At 40.4% G+C, this 1,235-nt stretch carries 1 protein-coding gene and 1 pseudogene; both read right to left on the bottom strand.

Going from position 1 to position 1,235, the window contains the following annotated elements:
* Positions 1 to 222: pseudogene (locus AC1DND_RS28120) on the bottom strand (alpha/beta hydrolase); the annotation flags it as partial.
* Positions 223 to 232: 10 nt separating this feature from the next.
* A partial coding sequence (gene prfB / locus AC1DND_RS28115; RefSeq protein WP_477586181.1) for a peptide chain release factor 2 occupies positions 233 to 1,235 on the bottom strand: 1,003 nt, incomplete at its 5' end.

The following is a 1,235-nucleotide window of genomic DNA, read 5'->3' as shown; positions in this document are numbered from 1 at the left end:
ATTAGCGATATTTTTAGGTGCTACGAAAACCGAAAACGTAGGTACCGATACTTTGGTAACACTCAAGGTACCATTTGCACGTACCTCAGTATTTTCTACATAATCAGCAGGTGTAGTTTTAGCGCCCGGAATTTCACCTGAATATAACGGTACAACTTCTTGGGCATTCGAATAGTTAACTGCCATAAACAATAACATGATAAGGATGGATGATTTTCCCATTTGTTTTAGATTAAAATTCCATTAAATATGCTTTTAAAAACCCGTTAATATCGCCATTTAAAACCGCATCGGGATTAGAGGTTTGATAATTGGTCCGGTGATCTTTTACCCTTCTATCATCCAGCACATAACTTCTGATCTGTGAGCCCCATTCTATTTTCTTTTTCGATCCCTCTACCGCAGCAATTGCTTCGTTACGTTTCCGTTCCTCAATTTCATATAATTGAGATTTTAATAAACGGATAGCATTCTCTTTATTCTGCAATTGCGATCGCGACTCCTGGTTTTTAATAATAATGCCTGAAGGTTTGTGGTATAAACGTACAGCTGTTTCAACTTTGTTTACGTTTTGTCCGCCTGCTCCACCAGCCCTAAATGTTTCGAATTCTATATCAGCAGGATTAATATCAATCTGTATGGTATCGTCAACCAGGGGATAAACATAAACAGAAGCGAAAGATGTATGCCTACGGGCATTCGAATCGAATGGAGAAATCCGAACCAAACGATGCACGCCATTTTCGCCTTTCAGATAACCATATGAGAAATCGCCATCAAACTGAAGCGTTACCGATTTTATACCGGCAACCTCCCCTTCCTGGCTGTCCTGTTCGGTAATTTTATAACCGTTCTTTTCACCCCACATCATATACATGCGCATCAGCATATAAGCCCAATCACAGCTTTCAGTTCCGCCAGCTCCAGCAGTAATCTGTAAAACGGCAGAAAGTTGGTCTTCTTTGCTACGGAGCATATTTTTAAGTTCCAGTTCTTCTACGGCAGTTTTACTGATCTCGAACTGGTCTTGCAGCTCAGCTTCTGAAGCATCGCCCGATTGAAAAAACTCAAACATTACCGCAGCATCTTCAACCGCATTATTGGTTTGGTTAAAGCCATCCGTCCATTTTTTCTTTGAACTTATTTCGGCAAGAATTTTTTCTGCTTTTTTAGGGTCATCCCAGAAATCGGGAGCCATTGTTAATTTTTCTTCTTCGCGGATGGCGTAAAGTAGC

The organism is Pedobacter sp. 01N416, assembly GCF_056399685.1.
Note: the sequence above shows the minus strand (reverse complement) of the source record. Positions and strands in the feature narration are given on the sequence as shown.